This window comes from Nitrobacter sp. Nb-311A, assembly GCF_000152905.1.
In the GTDB taxonomy this organism is placed as follows: domain Bacteria; phylum Pseudomonadota; class Alphaproteobacteria; order Rhizobiales; family Xanthobacteraceae; genus Nitrobacter.
In genome coordinates this window covers 85,496-107,558 of the sequence record NZ_AAMY01000008.1, presented here as the reverse complement: position 1 = coordinate 107,558, position 22,063 = coordinate 85,496, and the positions used below count along the sequence as shown (strand labels likewise).

The 22,063-nt window shown below is 61.6% G+C and carries 18 protein-coding genes; 7 read left to right on the top strand and 11 right to left on the bottom strand.

Features of this window, described 5'->3' with window-relative positions:
- Positions 1–301 precede the first annotated feature (301 nt).
- Together NB311A_RS04710 and NB311A_RS04705 are read right to left on the bottom strand one after the other, a co-directional pair.
- Positions 302–850, bottom strand: coding sequence for a DUF992 domain-containing protein (locus NB311A_RS04710; protein WP_009797320.1), 549 nt, complete (start codon positions 848–850; stop codon positions 302–304).
- Positions 851–1,054: 204 nt separating this feature from the next.
- A complete protein-coding gene (locus tag NB311A_RS04705) occupies positions 1,055–2,257 on the bottom strand; it encodes a pyridoxal phosphate-dependent aminotransferase (RefSeq protein ID WP_009797319.1) in 1,203 nt (400 codons plus the stop codon).
- Positions 2,258–2,491: 234 nt separating this feature from the next.
- Here NB311A_RS04705 and NB311A_RS04700 point away from each other — a divergent pair, with 234 nt between their 5' ends.
- The 4 genes from NB311A_RS04700 (at position 2,492) to NB311A_RS04685 (ending at position 6,142) form a co-directional block, all read left to right on the top strand.
- Positions 2,492–3,709: a glycosyltransferase family 87 protein gene (locus NB311A_RS04700; protein ID WP_207382343.1), complete on the top strand. Its 1,218-nt coding sequence runs from the start codon at positions 2,492–2,494 to the stop codon at positions 3,707–3,709.
- A 222-nt stretch (positions 3,710–3,931) separates the two neighbouring features.
- Positions 3,932–4,582, top strand: a complete 651-nt coding sequence (locus NB311A_RS04695; protein WP_009797317.1) for a glutathione S-transferase family protein — start codon at positions 3,932–3,934, stop codon at positions 4,580–4,582.
- 148 nt (positions 4,583–4,730) lie between these two features.
- On the top strand, positions 4,731–4,910 hold the full coding sequence (locus NB311A_RS20030) for a hypothetical protein (RefSeq protein ID WP_083780377.1): 180 nt from the start codon (positions 4,731–4,733) through the stop codon (positions 4,908–4,910).
- Positions 4,911–4,963: 53 nt separating this feature from the next.
- Positions 4,964–6,142 carry a PQQ-dependent sugar dehydrogenase gene (locus NB311A_RS04685; protein WP_116394710.1) on the top strand — a complete coding sequence of 393 codons (1,179 nt, stop codon included), beginning with the start codon at positions 4,964–4,966 and terminating at the stop codon, positions 6,140–6,142.
- A gap of 129 nt (positions 6,143–6,271) precedes the next feature.
- Here NB311A_RS04685 and NB311A_RS04680 read toward each other — a convergent pair whose 3' ends face one another.
- The 3 genes from NB311A_RS04680 to aceA form a co-directional block, all read right to left on the bottom strand.
- On the bottom strand, positions 6,272–6,817 hold the full coding sequence (locus tag NB311A_RS04680; protein WP_040673953.1) for a hypothetical protein: 546 nt from the start codon (positions 6,815–6,817) through the stop codon (positions 6,272–6,274).
- Between the two features lie 226 nt (positions 6,818–7,043).
- Positions 7,044–7,250: a hypothetical protein gene (locus NB311A_RS04675; RefSeq protein WP_040673977.1), complete on the bottom strand. Its 207-nt coding sequence runs from the start codon at positions 7,248–7,250 to the stop codon at positions 7,044–7,046.
- Between the two features lie 26 nt (positions 7,251–7,276).
- Positions 7,277–8,584 (bottom strand): isocitrate lyase, encoded by a 1,308-nt coding sequence (gene aceA / locus NB311A_RS04670; RefSeq protein ID WP_009797312.1) that lies wholly within the window; start codon positions 8,582–8,584, stop codon positions 7,277–7,279.
- A gap of 185 nt (positions 8,585–8,769) precedes the next feature.
- On the opposite strand from aceA, the gene NB311A_RS04665 reads away from it, so the two are divergent.
- Together NB311A_RS04665 and NB311A_RS04660 are read left to right on the top strand one after the other, a co-directional pair.
- Positions 8,770–10,221, top strand: coding sequence for a short-chain fatty acyl-CoA regulator family protein (locus NB311A_RS04665; protein ID WP_009797311.1), 1,452 nt, complete (start codon positions 8,770–8,772; stop codon positions 10,219–10,221).
- A gap of 310 nt (positions 10,222–10,531) precedes the next feature.
- Entirely contained in the window at positions 10,532–11,035 is a 504-nt protein-coding gene (locus NB311A_RS04660; protein WP_009797309.1) for a DUF1993 family protein, read from the top strand.
- Positions 11,036–11,114: 79 nt separating this feature from the next.
- On the opposite strand, the gene glpD is transcribed toward NB311A_RS04660, so the two are convergent.
- The 6 genes from glpD to NB311A_RS04630 all read right to left on the bottom strand — a co-directional run bounded on the left by glpD (position 11,115) and on the right by NB311A_RS04630 (position 19,517).
- The gene (gene glpD / locus NB311A_RS04655) at positions 11,115–12,653 is read right to left on the bottom strand and encodes a glycerol-3-phosphate dehydrogenase (RefSeq protein ID WP_009797308.1); all 1,539 of its coding nucleotides are present in this window, start codon (positions 12,651–12,653) and stop codon (positions 11,115–11,117) included.
- Between the two features lie 279 nt (positions 12,654–12,932).
- Positions 12,933–13,169, bottom strand: a complete 237-nt coding sequence (locus tag NB311A_RS04650; protein WP_040673952.1) for a hypothetical protein — start codon at positions 13,167–13,169, stop codon at positions 12,933–12,935.
- Positions 13,170–13,375: 206 nt separating this feature from the next.
- Positions 13,376–13,810: an acyl-CoA thioesterase gene (locus tag NB311A_RS04645; protein ID WP_040673976.1), complete on the bottom strand. Its 435-nt coding sequence runs from the start codon at positions 13,808–13,810 to the stop codon at positions 13,376–13,378.
- A gap of 43 nt (positions 13,811–13,853) precedes the next feature.
- On the bottom strand, positions 13,854–15,944 hold the full coding sequence (locus NB311A_RS04640) for a 3-hydroxyacyl-CoA dehydrogenase NAD-binding domain-containing protein (RefSeq protein WP_009797304.1): 2,091 nt from the start codon (positions 15,942–15,944) through the stop codon (positions 13,854–13,856).
- 7 nt (positions 15,945–15,951) lie between these two features.
- Entirely contained in the window at positions 15,952–17,235 is a 1,284-nt protein-coding gene (locus NB311A_RS04635; protein ID WP_009797303.1) for an acetyl-CoA C-acetyltransferase, read from the bottom strand.
- The gene (locus NB311A_RS04630; RefSeq protein WP_009797302.1) at positions 17,235–19,517 is read right to left on the bottom strand and encodes an acyl-CoA dehydrogenase; all 2,283 of its coding nucleotides are present in this window, start codon (positions 19,515–19,517) and stop codon (positions 17,235–17,237) included. Before NB311A_RS04630 ends, NB311A_RS04635 begins: the two co-directional genes overlap by 1 nt.
- A 404-nt stretch (positions 19,518–19,921) precedes the next feature.
- Here NB311A_RS04630 and NB311A_RS04625 point away from each other — a divergent pair, with 404 nt between their 5' ends.
- Positions 19,922–22,018: a methyl-accepting chemotaxis protein gene (locus NB311A_RS04625; RefSeq protein ID WP_040673974.1), complete on the top strand. Its 2,097-nt coding sequence runs from the start codon at positions 19,922–19,924 to the stop codon at positions 22,016–22,018.
- Positions 22,019–22,063 lie beyond the last annotated feature (45 nt).

Below are 22,063 nucleotides of genomic sequence, written 5' to 3'. Positions count from 1 at the left end.
GTTTTCGAGCGAACATATCCTCGGGCTTGATCCGAGGATGGATCCCGGTTCGCGTGAAGGAAACATGTTAAATCAAGCCATAGAGGCTCGCTTCTGATCCCGTCAGCCAAGCCATCACATGCTGGGATTAAACACCTAGAGACTTTCACCGCTTCATGGAAACGGTGAAAGTCTCTATCTTTATGCTTTGACGCGTTTTCTTCACGCGAACCGGATTCCACTTCGCTCGAAAACGCTATAAAGCCGTAAGCCATAAGCAATGAGGCCCGCTTTCGCGGGCCCCTATGGTCGTCAGATCCGGTCAGTGATGGTGCCGATGATGATGGTGGCGATGGTGATGCCGATGCCGCCTGTAGCGCGGCGCCATACGCAGATCCGCCGGGCGCAGATCGACATCGACGATGCCAGCCACGGCGCCAAGACCGGTCTGGCCCTGCAGGCTCAGCGGCTGCAGCGAGATCGAATTGTTGGAGCCGCCGACCAGCAGGTTGGCGCCGATTCCGACTCCGACCGTCGCGTTGGCGCCGACCCCGCCGAAGTGACCGGCAAGCGCTCCGCGGCCCAGCCGGCCACCCGGCGCATGGACCATCCATGCCAAGCCCGTCTGCTGGGTGATGCCAAGGTCAAGGCCAAAGCGCTGGACGCGCGCGATGTAAGGTTCAGGCGGCGCTCCGGTGCTGCTGCGGAAAATGCATTGCAGCTCTGTTCTCGAACCAACCAGATAGCCCACGTTCTGGCCGCCCTCACATTCGAGGACACCGGCCTGAACGGGACGATATTGGGCTTGGGCGCCCGCAACGGACGCGACGAGCGTCACGGCGGCCACGGCAAGAAGTTTTGGGAAGTTCATAACGGTCTCCACTGGAATCGGTTGGGAATCGGTAAAGGCGTGGGACATGATGGAACCGCCGTGTCCAAAACAAGGCGATCGCCACATTTATCTCATCAACATGCTGGCACGTTGCTAAAACTTAATGAACATCAAGAAGCCTCTCCAGACTTGGGCGAGTATTGCTGCCGCGGACATGAATCTATTCTGAACAGAATTTAGGACTCAGCGTAGATCGCCACAGAAGTGCTGGATGCGCTTGCAGGCCTCCTCGAGATCCGCCGTTTTCGTCGCATAGGAGATGCGGAACGCCGGTCCGAGGCCGAATGCCGACCCTTGCACCACCGCGACGCCTTCCGCCTCCAGCAGTTCGGTGACAAAATCCTCGTCGGTCTCGAGCTTTTTGCCCGACGACGTTGTTTTGCCGATGGTGCCGGCGCAGGACGGATAGACGTAGAACGCACCCTCCGGCCGGGGGCAATCAATGCCTTTGGCCTGGTTCAGCATCGCCACCACGAGGTCGCGTCGTTCCTTGAACATCTTATTGTTCGCTTCGATAAACCCCTGCGGACCATTCAGGGCTTCCACCGCCGCCCATTGCGAGATGGACGAGGGGTTGGAGGTCGATTGCGACTGGATCGTTGCCATCGCTTTGATCAGCTGCGCGGGGCCCCCGGCATAGCCGATGCGCCAGCCCGTCATGCAGTAGGCCTTTGACACGCCGTTCACTGTCAGGGTGCGATCGAATAATTTTGGCTCGACCTGTGCCGGAGTGGTAAATTCGAACGCGTCATAGATCAGATGCTCGTACATATCATCGGTCATCACCCAGACATGCGGATGCTTCACCAGCACGTCGGTCAGCGCCTTCAATTCGGCCCGCGTGTAGGCCGCGCCGGTCGGGTTCGATGGCGAATTGAGGATGATCCATTTTGTCTTCGGCGTGATCGCTTTTTCCAGCGCCTGAGGTTGCAGCTTGAAGCCGAATTCCGCCGTGCAGACCACGGGCACGGGTTCGCCTCCCGCTAACGCCACCATCTCGGGATAGCTAACCCAGTACGGCGCGGGGATGACGACCTCGTCGCCCGGATTGATGGTCGCCATCAGCGCGTTGTAGAGCACCTGCTTGCCGCCGGTGCCGACAATGATCTGGTTCGGCTTGTAGGTCAGCTCGTTCTCGCGTTGAAACTTGGCGATAATCGCCTGCTTCAGTTCGGGGATCCCGTCGACCGCTGTATATTTGGTCTTGCCCGCCTCGATGGCATGAACCGCGGCGAGTTTGATATTGGCCGGTGTATCGAAATCCGGCTCGCCCGCGCCGAGGCCAATCACGTTTCTCCCCTCCGCCTTGAGCCGACGTGCCTTATCCGTAACCGCGATAGTCGCGGACGGCTTCACGCGATCGAGCGCGGCGGACAGGAACGACATCGTCATCTCCTAGCAAGCGTGGTCGATCACCCTTTCCCACGCAATTTCAGTGATTGGGATCGCAACACATTAGTGTGCGTTAAGTTGCACCGCAAGAAGCTTGCGATGGACGCCCCGCGACAATGCCGTTTCAGGGAAAATTAAGCGGGGACGCCTAATGTCCGCCCCGTATTCACTCGCTCCCGTCGCGGCCCGATGGCGTCTTTCTGGAGACAATTTCAAAGCGGCGGGTGGTTGACGGCGGCGCGGCTGCGCACCTACAGCCTGATCCTGCTGATTGCTTACGCACTGGCCATCATCAGCTGGATCGTTTTGTCCCGCGGCCTGTTGGACATCAACGGCAAGCCGCTCGGCACGGATTTCGCCAGCTTTTATGCCGCGGGATCATTAGCGCTCGATGATCGCGCCGTAAGCGTCTACGACATGACGATCCACTATGCCCGCGAACGTCAGTTGTTCGGAACGCATGCGCCCTATTATGCGTGGTTCTATCCTCCCTTTTTTTTGCTTATCGCAGCGCCGCTAGCCGCGTTTTCCTATCTGTCCGCGCTGACGGTCTGGCAGTTCGTCACGTTCGCGCTCTACTTTGCCGTGATATGCGCTATCTTGCTGACCGGGCCGTTGAAACGTAGCCATACCGTTCTCGGCCTGCTGGCGACCGCCGCTTTTCCGGCAGTCTTCATCAATCTGGGGCACGGTCAGAATGGCTTTCTGACAGCAGCGCTATTGGGCGGAGCATTGCTCGTACTGCCGCGCCGGCCGATTCTGGCCGGCATATTGTTCGGCCTGCTGGCCTACAAGCCGCAGTTCGGACTGGTGATCCCTGTCGTCCTGCTCGCCGCCGGTCAATGGCGAAGCATCGGCGCGGCAGCGATGACCGTGGCAGCGTTGATCTTGGGAACGATGGCGGTATTCGGGCCGGATATCTGGACGGCTTTCGCGGCGTCCACCGAACTCTCTCGCAAGATGCTGCTGCAGGATGGCGACGTGGGGTTCGAAAAGCTGCAAAGCGTCTTTGCGGCCGTACGGATGTGGGGCGGCAGCGTGTCCCTTGCCTATGCGGTTCAAGGTGTGCTCTCGGCCGTCGTTATCGGCAGCGTGGCGCAGGTCTGGCGCAGCTCGCGCGACAATGACATCAAGGCTGCGGCGCTCAGCGTTGCCACGGCGTTGGCCTCGCCACACGTCCTCGATTACGACCTGATGATCCTGGGACCGGCGATCGCTTTCATGGCAGTCGCCATCGCGAAGCACGGCGCGAGACGTTACGAGATCACGGCGCTGGCGGCGGTATGGTTGGCGCCTCTGGTGACGCGGGGAGTCAGCAGCGCGACCGGCATTCCTCTCGCGCTCATCGCGATGATCGTACTTTACGGGATCATTCAATATCGCGATCGCGCCGCCAGGGCAGACAGCTCACGTTTGGACAGTGGCGCTTCCAACGCAATGTTGTGATCGGCGCTTTGCGGACGGAATGATTTTCCGAAAGATCCCCGGATGACAGCAGTTCCCGGCTAGAGCCTGGTTCAACTTCGTTGAATCGGGATCATGCTCTCGTCGTGTTGCGCGGCTTGTCGCCTACCTCGAGATGCGCCATCGAGGTCTTGCGTCGGTTCGACGCCATCCTCATTGTCAGATACGAACGGGTAGCCTCACCGCGACATCAGGGCCACGCGAATGTACAAGCTTTATTCGATGCAGCGTTCGGGAAACAGCTATAAGGTTCGCCTCGCGCTGACTTTCCTTGACGTGCCTTATCATACGATCGAAATCGATATCCTGCGCGGCGAAAGCCGCACGCCGGATTTTCTCGCGAAGAACCCGAGCGGACAGGTGCCGTTGCTGGAGGTGGCAGAAGGGCGCTACCTCGCGGAGTCAAATGCCATCCTGTGGTATGTCGCGATCGGAACTGCATTGGAGCCGGATTCGCCGATCGAGCGCGCCGAAGCACTGCAATGGATGTTCTTCGAACAGCATGCGCTGGAGCCCAATATTGGCGCTGCCTATTTCTGGCTGTCGCTGGTCAAAGGTGGCCGCGATCTGCAGACTCACGCGTTGGAAGACTGGATGGAGCGCGGCTATGCCGCCCTCCAGGTCATGGAAAACCATCTCAGAACCAATGACTTTTTCGCCGCCGGCCGGCTTACCATCGCCGATGTCGCACTTTACGCCTACACTCATGTCGCGGACCGATGTGATTTCGAACTCGCGGCGTTCCCATCGATCCGCGCCTGGCTGCAGCGGATTGAACAGCAGCCCGGCTTTGTGACCATGGTTGGCAACGCGGTTCCTTCGGGCGAGGCCGCGGTCGGAATCGCCAGGACCTGATCCGCCACCCGCATCGGGCTTAAGAGCTGGCTTCGATATCGCAGCTGGGGGAACCGTTTGGCCTCATTCGACTTGCCCCAATCCTGCCCGCGCTTGGTGAAAGCTTGTCCAGGCTGGGGTGATTCGCCAGTGCTTGTGGAGATTCGACATGATGCGATCGTCGGGTTCGAGCGGATGGTTTGGAGGACGCTTCGCACCGGTCGCGTCCGCACGTCTGACCAATGCGGTAGCTGCTTCACTGGCGATTGCGGCCTTTGCAGTGGTTCTTTCCGTCGCTTTCGCGATGATGTCGATCAAGGTCGCGATAGCGATGCCGATCGGGATCTGAAGCGCTCCCGTGCAGTTCACATGGCTTCCTCGCGATTTTGTGACGGCGATCCCATGTCTCTCCGCGTGACCTCGCGGCGCCGCTCGATCAAAACACCAATCGGACGGACGACGGCCATACTGACCGCAGTCGTCCTCGCGACTGTCTTCGCTGCCGACGCGCACAGTGAAAGCAAATCGTTCCGGTCGTCAGCCGGGCCGATCCAGGTTTCAACCATCGCCAGTGGCCTCGTCCACCCCTGGGGACTGGCTTTGCTGCCGGACGGGCGGATACTGGTCACGGAACGGCCAGGACGCTTGCGTCTCGTCAGCCGCGATGGCGATCTATCGCAGCCGCTCAAGAATGTGCCGGCCGTTTGGGCCTCCGGTCAGGGCGGGCTGCTGGACGTTGTGCTGGACAAGTCGTTCGCGGCTAACCGGACCCTCTATTTCTGCTTCGCGGAGCGGGCGGAAGGCGGCGGGCGAACCGCCGTTGCACGCGCCAAATTGGGCGAGGATCGCCTTCAGGACGTCGAAATCATCTTCCGCCAGGAGGGTCCGCTGTCGTCGGGTAACCATTATGGCTGTCGCATCGCGCAAGCTGACGACGGCAACCTGTTCGTGACGCTCGGTGAGCATTTCAATCATCGCGATGAGGCGCAGAATCTCGCCAACCACCTCGGCAAAGTGATTCGTATCGCGTCCGATGGTTCGGCGCCTGCTGACAATCCGTTCGTCGGTCGCGCCGGCGCCAAACCAGAAATCTGGAGCTACGGGCACCGTAACGAACAGGGGCTCGCTATCGATCCGGCGACCGGTGACCTTTGGGAGGTTGAGCACGGCCCCCGCGGTGGTGACGAGGTCAACATCATCGGCAGGGGAAAGAACTACGGCTGGCCGGTGATCGGCTATGGAATCGATTATAACGGCGCGAGGATTCATGCCAGCACCGCAAAGGAGGGCATGGAGCAGCCCGTGAAGTACTGGGTGCCGTCGATCTCGCCCTCCGGCATGGCCTTCTATACCGGCACGCTGTTTCCGTCGTGGAAAGGGAGCCTTTTCATCGGTGCACTCTCGGGCAAGATGTTGGTGCGGCTCTCGCTCAAGGGCAATGAAGTCACGGGCGAGGAACGCCTTCTCCAGGACCTTAACGAGCGCATCCGCGACGTCCGCCAAGGGCCGGACGGCGCGTTGTGGCTTTTGACCGATAGCGCCGCCGGACGCCTCCTGCGGATCACACCGGCGGGGAAATGACCCTGACTATCGCGATCGCGGCGGCTCGAATCTTTCAACGCTCCACGGAAGCGGCGCAAGACTCGGGCTCTGTGATTTGACTCGTTTTCTTTACGCCAACCGGTATCGACGTCGAAAAACGCTGTCCCCTCAAGGAGTCCTGAGCGCTGCGAACAGCGCGAGGCCGAAAAGCACGACGACGCCGGCGATGAATCCAAACGCGAATGTCCAGAATCCGTGGCGCGGCTTCCTTGCCTCCGCTTGGTCCCACGGCGGCATTGCCGACAGCGCACGCTCGCGTTCGATCATGCGGCGAGCGACATAATCCGTGACAGCTTTGACGATCGCGGCCGACTCATGAGATTCCGCGAGCACAATCCGGCCGTGCCGGGTATCCCGGACGAAACGGTACAAACGCTTGTCGCGTCCCATCACGACATGGGCGACAATGTCGACCCACAGCCGCGGTGTGTCTCCCTTGCTGATGCCTCGATCGAACAGGTCGATCTGATCCGGCACTTGCGCGAACAGCGGATCGAGCGCCTCGTTCAGGATCTCAAGCCGCGCCACTTCCGCATCGCGCAGATCAACGACGACGCCGGTGCGATCGGCGGCCTCGATCCGAGCCTGCCACAGCGCGTCGCGCAGCCGCAGCGGCTTCGCCGTTTCCCTTCCAATGTTCGGTGCATCCGACATCGGTAGCCTTTCCCGCAGACGCTGCCGCCTTTTTAACCTGACGGTAACCATGCAACTTAGCAGGTCCTCCATTTCGAGCAAACACGGTTCAGCTCCAAAGACTTATGACGCATTCCCTTCTTGAGCGGCCACAATCCCTTTTGCGGAACGAGCAACGGCCCTGTCCGATCTGCCGGGCAGGGCCGTTGCTCCTTGGACGCTTCTTCTTTTTTGAAACGGATGTGCGTCAGCTCGCCATGCGATTCGGCTCTTCCACGATCGAGAAGCGCACGCCGGCGCGGTGACGGTTTTTCTCGGACACGACCCTCCAGGCGTCCTCGGCTTCCTGCCGCGTCTTGAACGGTCCTTGCACCTGAGCCGAGCCTTCCACCAGCTTGTGGAAGTTCATTGAACCAAATTCGCCGCCGATCACCCAGAAATTGCTGCCGGTCATGAGAACCTCCTTCTGTTCCGCCGCTTTCACTCAGCCGCCTGAACGTTGATCGGTGAGCCCTGAGATTTGAACTGTGCGGCTTCCGTGGAGTCGTGAAGCGCGGTGGTCGACGATTGGCCTGCCGTGATCGTGGTCGAAACCAGATCGAAGTAGCCGGTGCCGACCTCGCGCTGATGGCGCGTCGCCGAGTAGCCGAACTGTTCCGAGGCGAACTCCGCCTGCTGGAGACGGGAATAGGCCGCCATGCCCTCGGTCTTGTAACCGCGCGCCAATTCGAACATGCCGTGGTTGAGCGAGTGGAAGCCCGCCAGCGTGACGAACTGAAACTTGTAGCCCATCGCCGCGATCTCCTTCTGGAACTGCGCGATGGCGGCCTTGTCGAGGTTGGCTTCCCAGTTGAACGAGGGCGAACAGTTGTAAGCCAGCATCTTGTCCGGATGGACCTTCTTGACGGCTTCCGCGAACCTGCGCGCGCCCTCCAGATCCGGCTTCGAGGTCTCCCACCACAGCAGGTCGGCGTATTTCGCGAACGACAACCCGCGCTTGATGCAGTGGTCGAGGCCGGTGCCAGGTTTCAGGCGATAGAAGCCTTCCGCCGTGCGTTCGCCGGTGATGAACGCGTGATCGCGCTCGTCAATGTCTGACGTGATCAGCTTCGCACTCTCCGCATCGGTGCGCGCCAGCACGAGGGTCGGCACTCCGCAGACATCGGCCGCAAGCCGCGCCGCGATCAGATTGCGCTCATGCGCCGCGGTCGGTATCAGCACCTTGCCGCCCATGTGGCCGCATTTCTTTTCCGATGCGAGCTGGTCCTCGAAGTGGACGCCGGCCGCACCCGCCTCGATATAGGCCTTCATGATTTCGAACGCGTTGAGCGGTCCGCCGAAACCCGCTTCAGCGTCAGCCACGATCGGCACGAACCAGTCGATCGTCGCCCCGCCCTCGGCGTGCTCGATCTGGTCGGCGCGCTGGAAGGTGCGGTTAATGCGGCGGCAGAGTTCAGGACCGGCGTTGGCTGGATAGAGGCTCTGGTCCGGATACATCGCGCCGGCGGTGTTGGCGTCGGCGGCGACCTGCCAGCCGGAGAGATAGATCGCGGGCAAACCGGCTCGCGCCTGCTGCATCGCCTGATTGCCGGTAACGGCGCCGAGCGAATTCACATAAGGCATTTCGTTGAGTTGTTTCCACAGCCGGTTCGCGCCTCTCTCGGCCAGCGTATACATGATCTCGACCGAGCCGCGCAGCCGCTCAACCTCCGCCGGGCCGTAGGGACGGCTGATCCCCTCAAACCGGCCCTCGAGGGCGGGAACGAGCTGCTCAAAGGTCCTGGCCATTTTTATCTCCGACACCACATTTATGACATTGCATCGCAATCGGCACTGCAATCGTGGCCCGTAAGATAACGCTCAACGAAGCAATTAGTATAGGGAGCTTGATCTTAAATGGTGATTTCATGTAACATACTATACTTGTAGATACGTTATATTGTAATAATTGTTACAATCGAGCGCAAACAAGGATGGCCCCTGATCCCGGCAAAAAACTCTTCGTCGGTCCGCGATTCCGGCGCATCCGCCAACAGCTCGGGTTGTCGCAGACCCAGCTTGCGGAGGGGCTCGGCATTTCCCCGAGTTACGTCAACCTGATCGAGCGCAACCAGCGCCCCGTCACCGCGCAAATCCTTCTTCGCCTCGCGGAGGCCTACGATCTCGACCTGCGTGACCTCGCCACCGCCGATGAAGACCGTTTCTTCGCCGAGTTGAACGAGGTCTTTTCCGATCCGCTGTTTCGACAGATCGACATTCCCAAGCAGGAATTGCGAGATCTCGCGGAGCTGTGCCCCGGCGTGACCCATGCGCTGCAACGCCTCTATGCCGCCTATACCGAAGCGAGGCGCGGTGAAACGCTGGCGGCGGCGCAGTTCGCCGGCCGTGACGAAAACGCGGGCGGACGCTTCGAGGCCAATCCGATCGAGCGGGTTCGCGATCTGATCGAAGCGAACCGCAACTACTTTCCCGAACTTGAACAGGCCGCGGAAATATTGCGCGACGAGATCACCGTTCCCGCACAGGACTTGTTCGCGGCGCTCAGCACGCGATTGCGCGAAAAGCATTCGATTCAGACTCGCATCATGCCGGTGGATGTCATGCGCGAAACCTTGCGCCGCTTCGACCGCCACCGCCGCCAGCTCCTGATCTCCGAGCTGGTGGACAGCCCCGGCTGCATTTTTCAGCTTGCGTTTCAGATCGCGCTTTCAGAATGCGCGCCTGCTATCGATACGATCGTCGCACGCGCCGGCGCACTCGACGACATATCGCGCCGGCTCTATCGCATTACGCTCGCGAACTACTTCGCCGGCTGCGCGCTGATGCCCTATCAACCCTTCCTTGCCGCGGCGGAATCGCTCGGCTACGACATTCACGTACTGGCGCAGCGCTTCAACACCAGCTTCGAGCAGGTGTGCCACCGCCTGACCACGCTACAGCGGCCCAACGCGCGCGGCGTGCCGTTCTTCATGCTGCGCGTCGACAACGCCGGTAATGTCTCCAAGCGATTTTCCTCCGGCACGTTCCCGTTCTCCAAGTTCGGCGGCACCTGTCCGCTGTGGAACGTCCATTCCACGTTCGACACGCCGGACCGTCTGTTGACGCAGGTGATCGAACTGCCGGACGGCGCCCGCTACTTCTCGGTCGCACAGATGGTGCGCCGGCCGGTCGCGCCGCATCCGCTGGCGCAGCCGCGCTTTGCGATCGGGCTGGGTTGCGAAATCCGCCACGCCGCGAGGCTCGTCTATGCGGCCGGGATGGATCTGGACAAGTCCGAAGGCACGCCGATCGGTATCAACTGTCGCCTTTGCGAGCGCGAGAACTGTGCCCAGCGGGCCGAACCCCCGCTCACGCGCACGCTGATGCTGGATGAAAACACCCGGCGCATGACCAGCTTTGCGTTTTCCAATGCGCGGGAGGTTTGAGAATCCGACCTGTGAAAGACACTTAGTCCCGCTATTTCGGAAGGCGCGCAGCGGCGATCCGGCGTCAATAGAGCATGAGATGAAGACTTCCTATCTCAGCGGGGAAGCGACATGCTGGGTGAACGCTGTTTCGGGCATGCTCGGACGCGCAGCCGGATGGGGCAGGCCAATGGTCGCGAATTATTATGGGCTGGATTATTCCGACGATGGCCGGGGTTGCGGCTTGCGATGAGAGCCCCCATCTGCACCGCGCATCGCATTCTACTGTCTCACCATCACGTTCGCATTCCAGAACAGGCAAAGGCATTCCATGTCATTCTACGATTCCGCTCCGCCTGCCTTCCTGCAAACGCTTGGTGCTCTTTCCGACATTCTCAGGAAAGCCGAAGCCCATGCCAGCGCCCGGAAGATCGCCCCCGAAACGCTGCTCACCGCGCGGCTCTATCCGGATATGCTGCCGCTGACGCGTCAGATTCAGATCGCCTGCGATTTCGCGGTGAAGACCTGTGCGCGGCTGACCGGTTCAGAGATACCGAGCACGCCGGATACTGAAAAAACCTTTGACGAGTTGCAGCAGCGGATTGCCAAGGCAACGGAGTACGTCAGGAATGCAGCGCCGGATAAATTCGAGGGCGCGGAACATCGCGATGTCACTTTCCCCGCGGGTCGCGACCAGACAATGACGCTGAAGGGGCAGCAATATCTCAGCCATTTCGCATTGCCGAATTTCTATTTCCACGCGACGACCGCATACGACATCCTGCGTCACAACGGCGTCGAACTCGGCAAGCGGGATTTCATGGGCGTGAAATAAGAAGACTTGCCCGGTTGGCGTTCATTTAATGGGATCGCTTCCGGCTTCGCGCGCGCTATGAATGACCTTGAGGTGATTCTCATGGCCGTGCTTCCGCTTCCCTCGGACGACCGGCCTTCATTCGCTCCGCGAACCAGGCCCCAAGCGCCGCTATCTCGGCCGCCGACATCCGCAAGCCGAGCTTGGAGCGCCGCCAGATGACATCCTCCGCTGTGCATGCCCATTCGTCGGACATAAGGTAGCGGACCTCGCGTTCAGTGAGCGTGGCTCCGAAGTCCCGGCCGAGATCCGTCATCGTTTTCGCCGCGCCCAGCATCTTGACCGCGCGGGTGCCATAGGCGTGCGCGAGACGGCTCGCGTGTGCCTCGGTCAGAAAGGGATAGCTGCGCAGCAGATCCGCCGTCAGCGCCGCGACCGCCGACACCTTCATGTCGCCGCCGGGCAGCGCCGCCTTCGCCGTCCAGCCCTGGCGCGCCTTTGTTCCCCTCAGATAGGGCGACAGTTTCTCCAGCGCCTCTTCGGCCAGCCGGCGATAGGTCGTGATCTTACCGCCGTAGACCGACAGCAGCGGCACGCCGCCGGGCGTATCGAGTTCGAAGACGTATTCGCGGGTGGCGGCCTTGGCTTCGCTGGCGCCATCATCGTAGAGCGGCCGCACACCGGCAAAGGACCAGACCACATCCTGCGGCGCGACCTGTTTCGCCAGATACTCGCTGACCGACGCGCAGAGATAGGCGATTTCCTCGTCCGAGGCCTTCACCCCGGCGGGGTCCCCCTCATAGTCGCGATCCGTGGTTCCGATCAGGGTGAAGTCATCCTGATATGGAATGGCGAACACGATCCGCCCGTCACCGTTCTGGAAGATGTAAGCGCGGTCGTGATCGTAGAGTTTTCTGACCACGATATGCGACCCTTGCACCAGCCGCACCCTTGCGCGGCTGGTGACGCCCGCGCCCCGCCGCAGCACCTCTTCGACCCATGGGCCGCCCGCGTTGACCAGCACCCGCGCGCCGATCGTGCTGCGTTCGCCGCTGAGCGTATCCTTGACCGTGAGACGCCAGAGGCCGTCGGACTGGCGGGTCTCGACCGCGCACGTTCGGGTCCGGATATCCGCTCCGCGATCGGCCGCATCGCGCGCTGTCAGAATGACGAGACGGGCGTCGTCGACGACGCAGTCGGAATATTCGAAACCCTTGCTATAGCGGCCTGGGCTTAGCGGCTTGCCGACATTGTCGCGCGCAAGATCGACGGAACGCGCCGGCGGCAACAGTTTTCGACCGCCGATATGATCGTAAAGGAAAAGGCCGAGCCGCAGCAGCCAGACCGGCCTCAGTCCGGCATGGTGCGGCAGCACGAAGCGCGCCGGACGAATGATGTGAGGCGCGATCCGCCAGAGAATTTCGCGCTCGATCAGCGCCTCGCGAACCAGATGGAATTCGTAATACTCCAGATAGCGCAGCCCGCCATGCACGAGCTTGGTCGACCGCGACGACGTGCCGCTGGCGAGATCGTTCATTTCGCACAGGAAGACCGAGTTGCCTCGTCCCGCGGCATCGCGCGCGATCCCGCACCCGTTGATGCCGCCGCCGATGACAGCGAGGTCGAAAACCTGGCCCACGGGCGCGCCCTCTACATCGTCCCTATAGCGTTTTCGAGCGAAGTGGATACCGGTTCGCGTGGACGCGTCAAAATAAATCTTCAGCTTCGCTTCCGATTAAAGCGGAAGCGAAGCTGAAATGCGATATGAGCGTCGTCGAACCGGGGCGCGGCCGACGATCATCCCGATGCGAGGAGGGCGATATTCGCAGCGACAGCACCCAAGACCCGCAGAACATGTCATGGTGCTGATATTGGACGAAGCCGTCAACGCAGTTTCCTGCGCCAGCCGATGTCCACGTCAAAAGGGAAGTTTAGGTAAAGCGCGCCGAAGGGATTTCACAAACTCGGGACAGGTGGATTTTTTCGACGACGCACGGTTTTTTGCCGCGCGCTCCGCTTCACGGGCGCTACGAAACAGCTTGCCGTCGAGGCAGCTGAACCGCTGCGAGGCCGAAAAGAACCGGAACCCGGCGCGATCACGCACCACGATGCCGGCGGATTCAGAACCGACTTCGATAATATAGGTCTTCGACATGTCCACTCGCATTTTTCCGGCCCGAAGGGCCGCGCCGATAACGGGCAAGGGCGGGAAGCGTTCCCTGTCGCACCGACAAGATATGGACATGGGTTTGACGTTCGCAACTAGAATCGGTCGAGATTCGGCGCCGGTCGAATCGACAAATGGCGGGCGGACGGCGGAAACCGTTCCGGTTCAGCGATCGGGTCTTGCCGGAAGGCCGGCTATGCCGTAGCCGGCCGGCCATCCTGCGGGATTTCCCGGGGGCGGCCATTATCGTCGATGGAGACGTAGGTGAATTTGCCGTCCGTGACGAGGATGAACAGCTTCTCCTTGCGGCGCATCACCCAGGCTTCCAGATGCACCGTGATCGAGGTCCTGCCGATGCGAACCAGTGTGGCGTGGACGGAAACGAGATCGCCGACGAAGACCGGCTTGCGGAAATTCATGGCGTCGATTGCAACCGTCACGGTGCGGGACTTTGCGAGCTTGGAGGCGAAGACGCCGCCGCCGATGTCCATCTGACTTAGCAGCCAGCCACCGAAAATGTCACCATTCTGATTGGTGTCGGCGGGCATTGCCAGCGTGCGCGTGCAAAGTTCGCCGAGCGGCGCGGCGTCAGCGTTCGGGAGCGTGTGAACGGCTGTCGGGTCGGTCATGCTGTCTGTCATTCGTTGGCTTGAAACAACGTCACGCGTCGTCTTATTTGAATGTTTCCCAGCCGTCATCCGGTGCAAAGCGAGCGCCGAATCTCTCCGCGAGCCCGCGCAAATTGGCGGCGACATTCTGTGGGCCACGGGTGCGCGCATATTTCAGCGGACCGCCGCGGAACGGAGCGTAGCCGGTGCCGAAGATCATCGCGCCGTCGACAAGGTCGGGATCATCGACGATACCTTCGCGCAAGCATGCGACGCAGACGTTCGATATCGGCAGCATCAGGCGGTCGATCATTCCCGGCTCAACCTGTAAATTCCCGGCATCGCCCTTTTCGGCCTTACCATCGCGCCAGTTGTAAAAGCCCTTGCCGGTCTTGCGGCCGAGTTCGCCCTTTGCAACCTTCTCACGCAGCCAGTCCGGCGGTTGCGGAAGGGCGTCGCCGAACTTCGCGCGCAGCTCGTCGCCGACGGCGAGGCAGATGTCCAGCCCCACTTGATCGGCAAGCTCGATCGGTCCCATCGGCATGCCGAATTTCTCCGCGGCCGCATCGATCACCATCTTGTCGATCTTCTCGTCGAGCATGACCATGGCTTCGAGCATATACGGCGTCAGCGTGCGGTTGACGAGAAAGCCCGACGAGCTCTGCACCGGCAGCGGCAGCCGGTCTATTGCCCCGACGAACGCCATGGCCTGTTTCAGCACCTGCGGGTCGGCGGCATCGTGGCTGACCACCTCGACCAGTTGCAGCCGCGAGACCGGATTGAAGAAATGCAGGCCCACCAGACGCTCAGGGCGTTGCAACGTGGTGCGCAGCTCCTGCAGCGGAATGCTCGATGTGTTGGTGGCGAGGATCGCGCCCGGCTTCATCCTTGGCTCGATGGCGGCATAGACTTTCTGCTTCAGTTCGAGATTCTCGGACACCGCCTCGATGATAAGATCGGCCTGGCGCACGCCTTCGCCGTTCAGGTCGGGTATCAAGCGGTCGAGTCGGTCGCGGATCTCCGTGCGCTTGCGGACGATCTTGCTGTAAAGGCCGGCCGCACGCTTGATCGCGGCGGCAATCGGCTCCGGCTTCATGTCCGCAAGGGTGACGCGGATGCCCTGATGCGCGCACCATGCGGCGATGTCGCCGCCCATGGCGCCGGCGCCGATGACGTGCAGATGCTTCGCCACGTTGTCGCCGGCCGCGAGTTTCTTCATCTGTTCGCGGAGGAAGAACACCCGGATCAGGTTCTGCGCCGTGGAAGTCACCATCAACTCGGCGAAGGAACGCTTCTCGGCCGCCAGCATCGCGGCCTTGCTGCCGCCGTGTTTCTCCCAGAGATCGATCAGCGCATAGGGGGCCGGATAATGCTCCAGCGGCGCAGCCTTCGCAGCCTCCTGACGCATCCGCTTGCCGAGAAAGCCGCGAACGGGACCGAGGTTCAAAAGCCCATTGAGCACGCTTGGCCGGCCACGCTTCAGCCGGCCGGCCATCACATCCTTCACCGCGTTGCGGACGTGGCGCTCCTGCGTCACGGCATCGACAAGCCCGAGCGACTTCGCTTTCCGCGCGTCGATGGTCTTGCCGGTCAGCATCAGCGTCATCGCCTGCATCGGATTGACCAGCCTGGTGAAGCGCGCAGTTCCGCCGAGGCCAGGATGCAGGCCGAGCATCACTTCGGGAAAACCGAACCTCGCATTGTCGATGGCGATCCGGGTCCGGCACGCGAGCGCCACCTCGAGCCCGCCGCCGAGGCAGAAGCCGTGGATCACGGCGACGCTCGGGATCTTCAGCGCCTCGAGCCGGTCGATGATGCCGTGCGCGCGACCGATCGTCGTTTCGACCTCGCCAGGATCGGCGGCGCCGCGGAATTCGTTGACATCAGCCCCGGCAATGAAGCCGGACATCTTAGCAGAGCGGATCACGATGCCCGCGGGAAGTTGGTTCTCCAGCACGGTCAGGATCGCGGAGAACTCTTCCATTACTTCCGACGACAGCGTGTTGGCGCTGGAATCGTCGCGGTCAAACAGAACCCAGGCCACGCCGTCGCTGTCGCGGGTCAGCTTGAAGTTGCGATAGGGGCCGCTGGCGTCGGGTTTTGGCCCCAGCTCCAGCACGCGATCCTTGAGAACGTCCAATACCTTTGAATTCATGACGCCCTCACACCATCTCGACCAGCATGGCGCCGCCTAACCCACCGCCGATGCATTCGGTGGCAATCCCGCGCCTCGTACCGAGCCGCTTCATGGCATTGACAAGGTGCAACATGATGCGGTTGCCCGAGGTGCCGACGGGATGACCGAGGCTGATCGCACCGCCGTCGACATTGAGTCTGGTTCGGTCGATCCTGCCGGCGGCGTCCTCGAGCCCGAGCACTTCGCGGCAAAACTTCTCGTCTTCCCATGCGGCGAGGCAGCCGAGCACCTGCGTCGCGAACGCTTCGTTAAGCTCCCAGGTCTCGATGTCGTGCAGCGACAGCTTGTTGCGCTTCAATAGTTCGGTCGCCGACAGCACCGGCCCCAGTCCCATGACAGAGGGATCAAGCGCCGACCACTGGCTGTCGATGATCATCGCCTTCGGCTTCAGGCCGTGTTTGATGACGGCATCCTCTGATGCGAGAATGGTCCAGCAGGCGCCGTCGGTGATCTGCGAGGAGTTGCCCGCAGTAACCTGGCCCCACGGCCGCTCGAACACCGGCTTCAGCTTGGCCAGCGACTCCATCGATGAGTCGGGACGCACGCCGTCGTCGTGATCGTAGAATTTGCCGTCGCGCGCGAAAGCGGTCTCCAATTCGCCCTTCAGCCAGCCTTCGGTTTGCGCCTTCGCAAGACGCTTGTGGCTCTCGACGGCGTAGGCGTCGGACTGCTCGCGCGTGATCCCGAAAAGATGGCCGACCACTTCGGCGGTCTGGCCCATGTTGAGTTCGGTGATCGGATCGGTCAGCCCGCGCTCAAGCCCGATGACCGGCTTGAAGTAGGGTGGGCGCGCTTTGGCGATCGCCTTGATCTTCTCGACAATGCCCTTGGCGCCGGCGACGCCTGCGAACCAGCGCACGCCCTGCTGCGGCCACACCAGCGGCGCATGGCTCAGCGCCTCCGCGCCGCCGGTCAGAATCAGGTTGGCGTCGCCATCGCGGATGTAGCGGAAGCCGGTGTCCATCGACTGCATGCCGGAGCCGCAGTTGATCTGCACCGTGAACGCCACCATCGCCTCGCCCATGCCGAGCCGCAATGCGGCGACGCGAGCCGGGTTCATCTCGTCGGCGATGACGTTGACGCAGCCGAGGATAACCTGATCGAACGCGTCGGGCGCGAACGGCTGCCGCGCCAGCAACGGCCGGCCGCATTGCACCGCCAGATCGACCGGCGTGAACGGTCCCGGACCGCCGCGCGCTTTCAGGAACGGCGTGCGGCTGCCGTCGATGATATAGACCGGGCGCGCCATCAGCCTGCCGCCCCCGTCTCGGCCGGCTCCTGCACGTCGGTCCGCTCCTGCGCGACCTGCACGCCGACGGGCTTCTTCCGAGGCGACAGCGCTTCCGCCGCGAAATCGTCAACCTCGACGATCCTGGCCGCTGCCTCTTGCGCCGCCTTGTACTGCTCGGCTTCGGCCGGGTTGATGACGCGCTGCTTGACGGCCGCATCCGCATCGCGCAGGCGCGCCGCGCGCATCCGCTTGAACACGTCCGCGGCGGCGGTCACCAGCAGGAACGCCTTTTCCAGCCGGGCCGGCCCGCCGTCATCATCGACATGCGACAGCCCCTGCGTCAGACGATCTCGCGCCACGGAAGGCTCCAGCACCAGTTGCGCGCAGGCGTGGACGACCCTGTCGCTCGGTCCGCGCGCCTGCGCGCCGAGCGGCTGGATCATGAATTTGAGCATGATCGCGACAACGCGGTTCGGAAGGTTGGCCAGGATATCCGCAAACCGCTGCTCGATGGTGCGGAAACCGCTCGCCATGCACCATTCGACGAGGGGCAGGTCGGCCTCCTGACGGCCCTCTTCCTGCCAACGTTTGAGTACGGCTGACAAGAGATACATTTCGGAAAGAATGTCGCCGAACCGCGCGGACAGCATCTCCTTGCGCTTCAACTTGCCGCCGAGCGTCAGGAGCGCCATGTCGGCGCATAACGCGAACGCCGCCGAATAGCGCGAGAGTTGGCGGTAGAAGCCGGTTACCGCGCCGGCATCCTCCGGCGCCGGCGCGAACACCCCGCCGCTCCAATTGCGGCCCCAGGCGCGGAACAAAGTCTTGAAGCTGTGGACGATGTGATCCCAGAACGTCTTGTCAAAGGCATCCAGGCCTCGGGCCTTGTCGGTGTCGCCGAGCGCATTCATTTCCTGCAGCAGATAGGGATGCGCCCGGACCGCGCCCTGTCCGAAGATGATGAGATTGCGCGTCAGGATGTTGGCGCCCTCCACCGTGATCGCGACCGGTACCCCCCGATAAAGATTACCAAGGTAATTTTGAGGTCCGTCGATCACCGCCTTGCCGCCGTGAATGTCCATCGCGTCATCGATCACGGTACGCAGCCGCTCGGTGGCATGCAGTTTCATGATGCCGGAGATGACTGCGGGATGATGACCCTCGTTGAGCGCGGCGCAAGTCAGCCGCCGCGCCGCGTCGATCAGATAGGCCGTGGCGGCGATCCGCGCCAGCGGCTCCTGGATGCCCTCGAACTTGCCGATCGGAATGCCGAATTGTTCGCGGATGCATGCGTAAGCGCCGGTCGTCCGCGCGGCAAACGCCGCGCCTGCGGCCGACAACGAGGGCAGCGAGATGCCGCGCCCGGCGGCCAGCGCCGTCATGAGCATCTTCCAGCCCTGACCCAGACGCTCCTTGCCGCCGATGACGTAGTCGAGCGGAACGAAGACATCCTTGCCCCATGTCGGGCCGTTCTGAAACACCTGCATCGCGGGAAGATGGCGACGGCCGATCGAGACTCCAGGCAGGTCGGTCGGGACCAGCGCCACGGTGATGCCGAGGTCCTCCTGCGAGCCGACCAGATGATCCGGATCAAGGGCTTTGAAGGCGAGGCCGAGCAGTGTGGCGACCGGGCCAAGCGTGATGTACCGCTTGTGCCAGTTCAGCCTGATCCCAATGACTTCGCGACCCTCGAACATGCCTTTGCAGATGATGCCGCTGTCGGTCATCGCCGCCGCGTCGGAGCCGGCTTCCGGGCTGGTGAGGCCGAAGCACGGAACGTCGCGGCCGTCCGCCAGATGCGGCAGCCATTTGGCCTGTTGATCCCTGGTGCCGAAGCGCATCAGCAATTCGCCGGGGCCGAGCGAATTCGGCACCATCACCGTGACCGCAGCGACCAGCGAGCGCGATGAAATCTTCCGCACCACTTCCGAATGCGCATAAGGCGAGAAGCCCAATCCGCCATGCTCGGTCGGAATGATCATGCCGAAGAATTTTTTCTGCTTGATGAAATCCCAGACCTCCGGCGGTAGATCGCGCCATTCCCAGTTGATTTTCCAATCGTCGAGCATGGCGCACAGTTCGTCTACGGGCCCGTCGAGGAATGCCTGCTCGTCTGCTGTCAAAGTCGCCGGCGGAGTGTCCAGGAGCTTCGCCCACTCCGGATCGCCGGTGAACAGGTCGGCATCCCACCAAACGTCTCCGGCTTCCAGCGCCTCGCGCTCGGTATCGGACATCGAGGGCAACACACGGCGCGCCCAGGAGAAGATCAGCTTGGAGATCACGTCACGGCGAAAACTCATCGCAATGTCCTCTTGTTCGGGTAATCGACGCCGTCGATCCGGTTCGGGATTGCTACAGGCAATGATCCTACACCTATAAGGGGAATATCTTTAGAATAGGGAAAGGCCAGCTCATTTCATGTTTCATCGTTGAAAATTAAACGAAAAAGCGCGGCCGGAACCCGAGGGCGAACGCAAGGTTTGGTTGCGAGACATCATTTACTCGCGTTTATTGGTAAAATTTTAATCCAGCCGTTCGAAGATACCGCAGATTGGAACGGTTCATGTGTACCGCGGGGCTTTCCCGCCACTCCGCTGCGCATCAAAGCACAACGTCCTGACCTCTACTACAGAAGACCAAGACCAGCCTCGATCGAGAACGGTTGATCGGCGAAGAGTTTCACCTGCATCGGAAGGATCCGAAAATGAAGGCGAAGATAAGCGTTATACTGCCTGCGATCGTCTCCGCGCTCGTCATGATAGGCGCGCTTTCCGCGGGTATCGCAGCCTATCAAGCGTATGAACAGCGACAGCAATCTGAAGCCTTCCTGGAAGTGAACCACATCTCGCAATTGCTGTTGCGAAGCGCGGGACAATGGGCGGTGGAGCGCGGATTGACGAACGCGCCGCTGAAGTCGCCCGACGCCCTGCCGGCGGAGCGCCGCCCTCGGATCGTTGAAACACGGCAAGCAGCCGATCGCGCATTTTCGGAGGCCGCTCAACTGCTTCACGAAAATCCGGCGATGAAATCTGCGCAATCGCAGGTCTCGGAGGCCGAGAATGCTCTTCAGGCGTTCGTCGGCTTTCGCACGCGTCTCGACGAGAATCTTCCCAAGCGGGGAGCGGATCGGAACCCGGAGATTGTGGAGAGCTTCGCGCCGACCATCACCAAGCTGATCGATGTCTCGGGCAACAGGCTACGGCTCACATTGGAAACGCTGACCCGTCCGCCGACAGCGGCTCTGACGCAACTGGTCAGCTTGCGTCATCTGACGGCGCAGATGGCGGAGAACGCCGGAAGGGAGCGCGCGCTCTTCGGCGGGATTGTCAGCTCCCGCGCCAAGATTTCCACGAGTGGCTTGCGGACCATCGCTCGTTTCCGCGGAAATGTTGAATTGGCATGGGAAACCATCTCACCGGCCCGGATGCGCGCCGACTTGCCAAGAAAAGTTGCAGACGCGATCTCGGCTGTCGAGAAGGATTATTTCCAACTCTACGGCCAGACCCGCGACGCCGTGCTCGCGGCGGCCGAGACAGGTGAATACAAGATCACCGGCAATGATTATGTCGCGCAGGCGACGACCGCGATCAATTCGATACTTCGGCTGGCCAATGCGGTCGGCGAGGCAGCCGATCAGGAGGCGGCCAGGGAGGCAGCCAACAGCACATCTAAACTGCTCGTCGCCGGACTGATATTGCTGGGCTGTATTGCTCTCGCTTTTATCAGCTTCTGGATAGCGTTTTCGCGGATCCTGCGGCCGTTGGCGGCGCTGACGACGGCGATGGGCGAACTTGCAAAAGGCAATTTCGCCGTCGTTCTGCCCGGGCTCGAGCGCAAGGACGAAATGGGCGACATGGCGCGGGCGGTCGAAACCTTCAAGGTCAAGGCCGAGCAGAAGGCGCGCGATGAAGCGGAAGCGAAGATGCAGCAGGATCAGCTTGCGGCGCAGGAGCGCAAAGCGGAAATGCACCGGCTTGCCGACAGTTTCGAAGCGGCGGTCGGCGCGGTGATCCAGACCGTATCCTCGGCGGCGACCCAGCTCGAGGATTCGGCGACCGCTTTGACCCAGACGGCCGAGCAGACCCATCAGTTGTCATCGGCTGTGGCGGCGGCCTCCGAGGAGGCGACGGTCAACGTTCAGTCTGTGGCCTCCGCAAGCGAAGAGATGGCGGCCTCGGTGAACGAAATTAGCCGGCAAGTGCAGGAAGCCTCGAAGATCGCGAACGATGCGGCGCAGAAGGCTGACAGCGCCGACAAGCGAATCAATTCGCTGTCGCAGGCATCCGCGAAGATCGGAGACGTGGTTGAGCTTATCAATACGATTGCCAGCCAGACCAATCTCCTGGCACTCAATGCGACGATCGAAGCCGCTCGCGCAGGTGAAGCCGGCCGGGGGTTTGCCGTCGTAGCGTCCGAGGTTAAGGCGTTGGCCGAGCAGACCGCGAAGGCCACCGCCGAAATCGGTCAGCAGATTACAAGCATCCAGTCGGCGACTGACGACTCTGTCGATAACGTGAAGGAAATCGGTCTCGTCATCGGCAAGATCGCGGAGATCTCCGCCACGATCGCTTCGGCAGTGGAGGAGCAAGCGTCCGCAACTCAGGAGATATCGCGCAACGTCCAGCAGGCTGCGGCTGGAACCTCAGAAGTGTCCTCCAATATTATCGAGGTCAGCAACGGAGCTTCCGTGACAGGTAGCGCCTCTACGCAGGCCCTCGCGGCGGCGAAGTCGCTGTCCGGGGATACCGGCCGTCTCAAGCAGGAGGTCGAAAAATTTCTTGCAACGGTCAGAGCCGCCTAGTGGCATTCGGTCTTCTCGATCGATAGCCGCCTCCGGGCTGGAGCG